Raw genomic sequence first — 7,886 nt, forward strand, 5'->3', positions numbered from 1 at the left:
CGGTCACGATGCCGAAACCGGGACGGCCGTCCAGGGTGTAGCTGGCAAGCTTCATGGGTCAGGCTCCTGAATGTTTCTTGGTCTGCTGCATCGCGCGCAGGGTGCGGATCTCGCCCAGGGTGGCGTAGTTGGGCCCGGCCAGACGACAGATCGGATCCAGCTCGGCGCTGTCGATCTTGCCGTCGCGGACCAGCCCGTCGCGGATGTGGATCCGCAGCACCTCGCCGACGAGGAAGCGGCTGCGCGTGTCGCCGAACTCCAGCACCTGGCGCAGGCGGCATTCCATGGCGACCGGCGCCGCGGCGAGGCGGGGCACCTCGATGCAGTCGCTCGGAAGGGTCTCCAGGCCCAGCATCTCGGCTTCGCTGACCTCGGGGGCGACCTCTTCGGCGCTTTCGTGCAGAGGTTCCATCAGGCCGCGGTCGGCGATATGGACCACGTAGGTCTCGCGGGTCAGGATGTTCCGGGCGGTGTCCTTGTAGGTGCTGCCCTTGCGGCCGACGCTGAAACCGACCATCGGCGGCTTGGGGGCAACGAAGGTGAAGGTGCTGAACGGAGCAAGGTTGACGCCGCCGGTCCCGGACAGGGTCGAGACCCAGGCGATGGGTCTGGGCACCACGATTCCGGTGAGCAGGCGATAGCTTTCCTGGGCCGACAGATCCGATGGATCGACGTGCATGTTTGGTCCTCCCTTTGTCGGCCCAACACAAGAATGCGACCCTCGTTTCGACAAGGGGAAATGAGGGAAAGGTCCACCATGTGGAACATTCCGGTTTTTGCGGTTGCGTGGAAACGGTGGGTTCTGTGCTCATTGGGGCAGATCCGGAGCGCCGCAGGAGGGCGGCACCGGAACAGGTTACCTTAGGGAGGAAACGATGAAGTCCTGGAAGAACACTCTGGCCGCCGTGCTGGCGCTGCTGCCGGTCACCGGCCTCGCCGCCGACTTTCCGTCCGAGCCCGTCACGCTGGTCGTGCCCTATCCGCCGGGCGGCAATGTCGACAGCGCGGCGCGGATCATCGCGCCGAAGATGGAAGAACTGCTGGGCCAGCCGATCGTGGTCGAGAACCGCGCCGGGGCCGGGGGCATGATCGCCGCCGAATACGTCAAGAACTCGGACGCGGACGGCTACACGCTGTTCATGGCGGCAAACGGCCCGCTTCTCTTCGCGCCGATGACGATGAACCGCCCCGATGCCTATGACTGGAAGACCGACTTCGAGGCCATCGGCACCGTGTCGATCACGCCCATGGCGCTGACCGTGCGCAAGGGCGTGGACATCACCGGGATCGACGACCTGCTGGCCCGCGCCGGAGATGAGAACCTGCTGATGGCCTCGCCGGGCGCTGGCACGACCAACCACCTGGCGGCAGAAAAGCTGAAGGCCGACAGCGGCAGCGCCTTCCGTATCGTCCACTACAAGGGCAATGCCCCCGCGCTGGCCTCGCTGATCGGTGGCGAGACCGCCTTCAGCTTCGACCAGATGTCGGTCATCCTGCCCTACATCAGGGACGGGTCGGTGGTGCCCCTGGCGGTGACCTCCTCCGAGCGGATCGAGGCGCTGCCCGATGTGCCGACGCTGAAGGAGACCGGCAAGTTCGACTTCGCGGCGGTGACCTTCACCGGTCTTCTGGCCCCGGCCAGCACGCCGCAGGACGCCATCGAGGCGCTGTCCGCCGCGATGAACCAGACCCTGGGCATGGAGGAGGTCAAGAGCCGCTTCGCCGACCTCGGTTCTGTCGCCTCTCCGAAGAGCCCCGAGGAGTTCTCGGCCTTCCTGTCCGAGATCGACGACACCTGGCGCCCGATCGTGGCTGAGGTCAACGCCAACCGCTGACGCACCGACCGCGTCGTCGGCGGGCGGCGGCAGAGGAGGCCGCCGCCTGCACAAGGGGGGATATCATGCACCACACCTTCTACCGGATCGGCCGCCTGCCCGAGCTGATCTTCGCACTCTTCCTCTTCGCGATCGGCGCCGTCAGCGCGATCTGCGGCTGGAGCTACGGGCCGGGCCGGCTGAATGACATCGGGCCGGGCGCTTTTCCGCTGGGCCTGGGGGTCTTCCTGATGATCCTCGCCGCGCTGGCCCTGCGCGAGGCCGGGACGGAAAGCGCACTGTCGCGGCGGCTGGCTCCGGCCTGCTTCTACCTGCCCGGCGTGATCCTCTGGGCGCTGCTGATCGAGGGCGCGGGGCTGCTGCTGGCAACTCTGGCGCTGATCCTGCTCTGTTCCTTCGCGGAAGAGCAGCTGAACCTGAAACGCGCCCTGCTGCTGAGCCTGATCCTGACGGCGGTCGGCTACGTCGTCTTCATCCTGGGCTTCGGCCTGACCTTCAACCTGATCGGGGACTGGTTTTGAGCGTCCTGCATGACCTTGCTCTCGGCTTCCAGATCGCGCTGACCTGGCAAGCCCTCGTCATCTGCCTGGGCGGCGTGGTCCTGGGCACCTTCGTCGGCGTGCTGCCGGGCATCGGGGCGCTGGCCGCGATCTCGCTCTGCCTGCCGCTGACCTACTACATGGAGCCGGTGCACGGGCTGATCCTGCTCTCGGGTATCTTCTACGGCGCGCAATACGGCAGCTCGACCTCGTCGATCCTGCTGAACATTCCCGGCACCCCTTCGGCGGCGGCGACCTGCCTGGACGGCAATCCGATGGCGCGCCAGGGGCGGGCCGGGCAGGCGCTGTTCATCGTCACCCTCAGTTCCTACTTCGGCGGCATGGTCGGCATCGTCCTGCTGGTCGCCTTCGCCGTGCCCCTGGCCAGGTTCGCCCTGACCTTCGGCGCGCCCGAGTACTTCGCCGTCATGCTGCTAGGCCTGGTCGCGGCCTCGACCGCCTCGCCGGGATCGGCGGTGAAGGGGCTGGCGATGATGGTGCTGGGGCTGATCTTCGGCATGGTCGGCACCGATGTGACCTCGGGCGCCTACCGCTTCACCCTCGGCCAGATCGAGCTGACCGACGGCATCAGCCTGGTCGCCATGGCCATGGGCCTCTTCGGCATCGGCGAGGTGCTGAGCAACCTCGCCGCGCCGGACGTGCCCCAGCCCCCGAACCGGGGGTTCCGCCTGCGCGAGATGCTGCCCAGCCGTCGCGAGGCACGCCAGTCGGTCTTCCCGGCGATCCGCGGCTCTCTGCTGGGGTCCTGGATCGGCGCGCTGCCGGGCACCGGCCCGGCCATCGCTGCCTTCGTCGCCTATGCGACGGAAAAGCGGATCTCGGCCACGCCCGAGCGCTTCGGCACAGGCGCGGTCGAGGGGATCGCCGCGCCGGAAGCGGCCAACAACGCCTCGGTCCAGGCGGCCTTCATCCCGACGCTCTGCATCGGCATCCCGGGGGATGCGGTGATGGCCTTCATGCTGGGGGCGATGATCATCCACGGCATCGTGCCGGGGCCGAACCTGATTTCCGAGCAGCCCGAGATGTTCTGGGGCCTCGTTGCCAGCTTCTCGGTCGGCAACCTGATCCTGGTGCTGCTGACGCTGCCGATGATCGGGCTCTGGGTGAAGATCCTGAACGTGCCGCGCCACGTGCTCTACCCGCTGATCATCTTCCTGATCTGCGTCGGCGTCTACAGCGTGAACAGCAGTGTCTTCGACGTCTTGGTTGCCGTCGCCTTCGGCATCCTCGGCTTCATCATGACCATGTTCCGCTATCCTGCGGCGCCGATCCTGCTGGGCTACATCCTCGGCCCGCTGGTCGAGGAGAACTTCCGCCGCACCCTGTTCATCAGCAACGGCGATTTCGGCGCCTTCCTGTCGTCGCCGGTTGCGGTGACCTGCCTCGGGCTGGTCGTGGTGGCACTGCTGGCCCCCGCCGTTCTGGCCCTCAGGCGCCGTCAGACGAGGGCCGCCCGCGGGTGATCGCCTGCGAGATCTGTTCGGCGGCCACGCCGAGCAGATCCACCAGCTCGCCGACCCGCGCGCCGCGCTGGCGCGACGAGATCGCGATGGTGCTCAGCGCCGCGACGGGGCGGCCGAGCACGTCCTTGATCGGAAAGGCGATCGCGCTGGTGCCCTGGGTGATCGCCCGGGGCAGAACCGTATGCCCGCGACGGCGCGCCTCGATGATCCGCGCCCTGAGGGTGGGAAGGGGCACGCCGTAGGCGCTCAGCCGGTCCGCGTTCTGGACGAGGATCTCCTCGGCCTGCGCCGAGGACACGCAGGACAGCATGGCGATGCTGTTCGCGCTGATCCCCAGGGGGCGCCGCGATCCGATCTCGATCGACAGCACCTGGATGGGGAAGGTCCCGATGCGCCGGTCGGCACAGACCGTGTCCAGCCCGCTGCGCACCGACAGGAAGACGGCATCCCCGACCGCCTCGCTCAGCCGGCTGAAGGCCGGCGAGGCGAGTTCGCGGAAGCGGCGCAGCTCGGAGGACAGGCCCAGCAGGGTCAGTTCCCGTCCGACGTGATACTTGAGATCAGCCTGCCGCTCGACAATGCCGCGATCAAGCATGGTGCGCAGGATGCGGTGGACCGTCGGCTTGGCGATGTCGGTGCTCTCGCAGATCTGCTTGAGCGAAATTCCCGAGGGCGAGCAGCGGGCGATGGCATCCAGGATGTCGAAGGCCCGGTCGATGCTCTGGGTGCCGATCTTCTTCTGTTTCGGGTCAGACATTTCCGCTGCCAATGACATGAGGGGGCCGGGCAGGGTGCCCCGGGCCGGGCGAGGGCCGCGCCTGGCCAAAGGGGCGGCCTCGGGGGGCGGGCCTTCTTCGGTGTGCCAGGAGGTAGCCCGTTCTAACCCGGCGGCTTTCGCAGGGTCAACGTGCCCTGGCCGCCGGCGGGCGGCCTCCCGTCAGGGGGCGGGTCGCAGCGATCACAGGGGCGCGCCGGCTGCCTGCGACAGGCATCATCGCGGCCTGATCGTCTCGGGGCGTCATGGCATGCCATCTCGTCTGGCAGTTTGCTGACCTGAATTGGAGGCAGGAACACACGTCTATCCCGAATGAGAAATCTGGAAAATTCTTCTTTGTCAAATAGCCCGGCCCAATTATTTCTGATCCCAATACTCTTTGTCGGATCTATTTCAAATGCGTTTGGCGCGACCTTTTACGCTGGCGGCCGGTGTGACAATCGCCTGTCTTGCGAGTGCGATCTATGTTGTCCTCTGGGCCCTGTCCCAGCCCTCGCTCGGACTGGACTTCGCCATCCCGGACCAGGGAGAGGGTCTGGTCATCATCGCAGCGGATGCCCCTGAACGGTCCGAGCTTGTCGGCGCACGGCTGGTCGGCCTGGCGGCGCCCGGAGGGCGGGTGCTCGGGGTGGACCGGCGGACCCTGGTCGAAGAGCCGGACAAGCTGAATGACGGAGCGCTGATTGCGGCGTTCCGCGCCGATCAGGGCGCGCTGCATGACGTGCTGCGGAGCGGGCAGGCAGAGCTGCACCTGCTGGGCCGCGATGGCGCCGAAGGGCGCCAGACGGTGCCCGTCTCCCGGATGCGCCCGCTGTCCGACCTGCCCGTGGGTTTCTGGGCGCAGGTGCTGACCGGCGTCGCCGGGATGCTGATCGGGGGCTGGATCTGGGCGATGAACCCGCGCCGCGCAAGCCATGCCTTCCTGTTCCTGACCGCTGTCGGTCTGCATGTCTCGGCCCAGGCCGCCGCGCTTTACAGCAGCCGGGAACTGGCGCTGTCGCAAACGGCCTTCGAAGTCCTGTCGCCTTTGAACATGCTCGGAGCCCTGACCTTCGGCGGCGGCCTGATCGGGCTGTTCCTCAGCTATCCGCGCCGCCTGCTGGGGCCGGTCCCGGCGTTGCTGCCGATGCTGCTGCTGCTTTTGCCCATGCTGGCCGAGCAGGTGAGGGGTGGGCTCAACCCCGTGTTCTATGCCCATGTGCCGATCGTGCTCGCCCTCGCCGGCATCCTTGTCCTGCTGGTGGTGCAGCGTGTCCTTGCGCGGCGCGATCCGATGGCGCGGGCAGCGCTGAAGCTGGTCGCCCTGGGGATTGTCGTGGGCGCCGGCGGCTTCGTCATCGCCTCGGTCCTGCCCGCGCTGCTTGGCTTGGAGGGGCGGGTGTCGCAGGCGGCCTCCTTCCCGCTGTTCCTGCTGGTCTTCGCCGGTGTCGCCCTTGCCGTGCGCCGCTACCGCTTCTTCGATCTCGAGCGCTGGTCTTTCCGGCTTCTCTACTACGTCGTCGGGGGGGTGTTCTCGTCCTGCTCGATGCCGTCCTCGTGTTCTCTGTCTCGACCGAGCACCGCCCCGTCTTCGGAGCGCTGCTGCTGCTCTTCCTGCTGTCCTACCTGCCGCTGCGGGACTGGCTGGCGCGGCGGGTCTTCGCGCGGCGGCGCAAGGATTTCCCGCTGACCGACCTGGTGCGGGCCGCCGATGCCATCGCGCTGGCCCGCGACCGCGACCGCCAGCAGGCGCTCTGGCGCGAACTGCTGGTGGCGGAATTCGCGCCCCTGTCCGTCGAGGTCGCCCTGGAAGTGCCCGGCGTCGATGTGACGATCGAAGAGGACGGGGCCGCCCTTCTGGTGCCCTCCACGCCGCCTCTTCCGGGCTTCCGGCTGCGCTGGAAGGACCAGGGGCGCAGCCTCTTCTCGCCCGAGGATCAGCGCAAGGCACGCGACATCATCGCGATCCTGAAGCAGCTGATCGAGGGGCGGCAGGCCTTCGAGGCGGGGATGCACGAAGAGCGCGAGCGCATCGCCCGCGATGTCCACGACAACGTCGGCCTGCGGCTGACCTCGGCGCTGAGCCAGATCGAGGCATCGCACAAGGATGACCTGATCCGGGAGACCTTTACCGACATCCGGCGCATTCTGACCCAGGGGCAGGGTGGCAGCCTGCCGCTGGCGGAGGTGGTCGCCGACCTGCGCGGCGAACTGGTGGACTACCTGGAAATCCACGGCATTGCCTGCACCTGGCCCCTGGTCGAGACCGGAGACCTGAGGCTGTCTGCCGGTGTCGCCCATGCGCTGCGCTCTTTCCTGCGCGAAAGCCTGCACAATGCGGCGCGCCATTCCGGCGCCGACCGGGTGAGCGTGGATCTGCAGGTGCTGGAGGACGGGTTGCGGGTGGCGGTGTCGGACAGCGGGTCCGGGGGGCGGGGCAGGGCGCCGGTACGTATCCCGTCGCTGATCGGAGAGGGCGGCCACGGCCTGCGCAACCTGCGGCTGCGGATCTCGGACATCGGCGGGCAGATGACGATCTCCCGGCGGTCGGGGCAGGGCTTTCGCATCGAGGCCGAGATGCCCTTCTCGGCGCGCCGCCCCGAACCGGCATCGACGGTCGTGCCAAAGCGCGCTGTGTAGGGCCGGGGGCGGGCAGGGCCGGGGCTAGAGCAGCCCGAGGCGGACGGCGTGGGTAGCCGCCTCGGCGCGGTTCGAGATCCCGAGCTTGCGGTACATGTTCTTGATATGGGTTGCCACGGTGCTGTCGGCCACGCCGATCATCTGCGCCACCTCGGGGATGCGCATGCCCCGGGCAATCAGCGACAGCACCTCGGTTTCGCGGGCGGTCAGCCGCTCGTCGCTCTCGAAGGCGGGCGCGGTGCGGCGAAAGTGCTCCATGATGCGCCGCGCGATGGCGGGGGACAGCACGGGCACGCCCTGCACGATCTGGCGCAGGTGCAGTTTCCAGAGCCCGGGTGCGTCGGTCTTCAACAGGTAGCCCGAGGCGCCGGCGGCAAGGGCGTTGACCACCGCCGCATCGGTGGAGATGACCGTGGTGACCACGCAGAGCGTCTCGGGGGCATGTTCGCGGCAATGCCGCAGGATGACGTAGCCTTCACCGTCGGGCAGGTTCAGGTCGACCAGCGCAAGATCGACCGTCGCATTGCGAAGATGGGTCCGCGCCGCGTGGATCGTCGCCGCCTCGGCGATCCGGGCGCCGGGAAAACACTCGGTCGCCAGGGCGACGAGCGCGGCACGGGTCTCGGGCTGATCC

8 protein-coding genes are annotated in these 7,886 nt (G+C 68.0%); 5 read left to right on the forward strand and 3 right to left on the reverse strand.

Translation table 11 applies throughout. The features are described 5' to 3' along the window. Nucleotides 1–58: 58 nt before the first annotated feature. Complete coding sequence (locus OS124_RS0102295) at nucleotides 59–679, reverse strand: flavin reductase family protein (RefSeq protein ID WP_010137684.1); 621 nt, start codon at nucleotides 677–679, stop codon at nucleotides 59–61. Between the two features lie 196 nt (nucleotides 680–875). On the opposite strand from OS124_RS0102295, the gene OS124_RS0102300 reads away from it, so the two are divergent. The 3 genes from OS124_RS0102300 to OS124_RS0102310 all read left to right on the forward strand — a co-directional run bounded on the left by OS124_RS0102300 (nucleotide 876) and on the right by OS124_RS0102310 (nucleotide 3,858). Further along, nucleotides 876–1,835 (forward strand): Bug family tripartite tricarboxylate transporter substrate binding protein, encoded by a 960-nt coding sequence (locus tag OS124_RS0102300; RefSeq protein ID WP_010137685.1) that lies wholly within the window; start codon nucleotides 876–878, stop codon nucleotides 1,833–1,835. 65 nt (nucleotides 1,836–1,900) lie between these two features. Next, nucleotides 1,901–2,356, forward strand: a complete 456-nt coding sequence (locus tag OS124_RS0102305; protein ID WP_010137686.1) for a tripartite tricarboxylate transporter TctB family protein — start codon at nucleotides 1,901–1,903, stop codon at nucleotides 2,354–2,356. Continuing rightward, on the forward strand, nucleotides 2,353–3,858 hold the full coding sequence (locus OS124_RS0102310; protein WP_010137687.1) for a tripartite tricarboxylate transporter permease: 1,506 nt from the start codon (nucleotides 2,353–2,355) through the stop codon (nucleotides 3,856–3,858). The genes OS124_RS0102305 and OS124_RS0102310 overlap by 4 nt, the downstream gene beginning before the upstream one ends. On the opposite strand, the gene OS124_RS0102315 is transcribed toward OS124_RS0102310, so the two are convergent. Continuing rightward, nucleotides 3,824–4,615 (reverse strand): IclR family transcriptional regulator, encoded by a 792-nt coding sequence (locus OS124_RS0102315; RefSeq protein ID WP_010137688.1) that lies wholly within the window; start codon nucleotides 4,613–4,615, stop codon nucleotides 3,824–3,826. The two genes, OS124_RS0102310 and OS124_RS0102315, sit on opposite strands and share 35 nt — an antisense overlap. 451 nt (nucleotides 4,616–5,066) lie before the next feature. Between OS124_RS0102315 and OS124_RS27850 the strand changes: the two genes are divergently transcribed. Beyond that, nucleotides 5,067–6,302, forward strand: a complete 1,236-nt coding sequence (locus tag OS124_RS27850; RefSeq protein ID WP_029375111.1) for a hypothetical protein — start codon at nucleotides 5,067–5,069, stop codon at nucleotides 6,300–6,302. 320 nt (nucleotides 6,303–6,622) lie between these two features. Continuing rightward, nucleotides 6,623–7,252: a sensor histidine kinase gene (locus OS124_RS27855; protein WP_237708058.1), complete on the forward strand. Its 630-nt coding sequence runs from the start codon at nucleotides 6,623–6,625 to the stop codon at nucleotides 7,250–7,252. A 24-nt stretch (nucleotides 7,253–7,276) separates the two neighbouring features. Here OS124_RS27855 and OS124_RS0102330 read toward each other — a convergent pair. Further along, the coding region (locus OS124_RS0102330; RefSeq protein WP_010137689.1) for a LuxR C-terminal-related transcriptional regulator at nucleotides 7,277–7,886 on the reverse strand (610 nt) is incomplete at its 5' end.

It is taken from the genome of Oceanicola sp. S124, from assembly GCF_000220565.1.
Lineage (GTDB): Bacteria > Pseudomonadota > Alphaproteobacteria > Rhodobacterales > Rhodobacteraceae > Pseudooceanicola.

What these genes read in the sequence shown, in the direction of transcription:
- OS124_RS0102295 (WP_010137684.1), bottom strand. Translation starts at nt 679, where the DNA reads ATGCACGTCGATCCATCGGATCTGTCGGCCCAGGAAAGCTATCGCCTG.
- OS124_RS0102300 (WP_010137685.1), top strand. Translation starts at nt 876, where the DNA reads ATGAAGTCCTGGAAGAACACTCTGGCCGCCGTGCTGGCGCTGCTGCCG.
- OS124_RS0102305 (WP_010137686.1), top strand. Translation starts at nt 1,901, where the DNA reads ATGCACCACACCTTCTACCGGATCGGCCGCCTGCCCGAGCTGATCTTC.
- OS124_RS0102315 (WP_010137688.1), bottom strand. Translation starts at nt 4,615, where the DNA reads ATGTCTGACCCGAAACAGAAGAAGATCGGCACCCAGAGCATCGACCGG.
- OS124_RS27855 (WP_237708058.1), top strand. Translation starts at nt 6,623, where the DNA reads ATGCACGAAGAGCGCGAGCGCATCGCCCGCGATGTCCACGACAACGTC.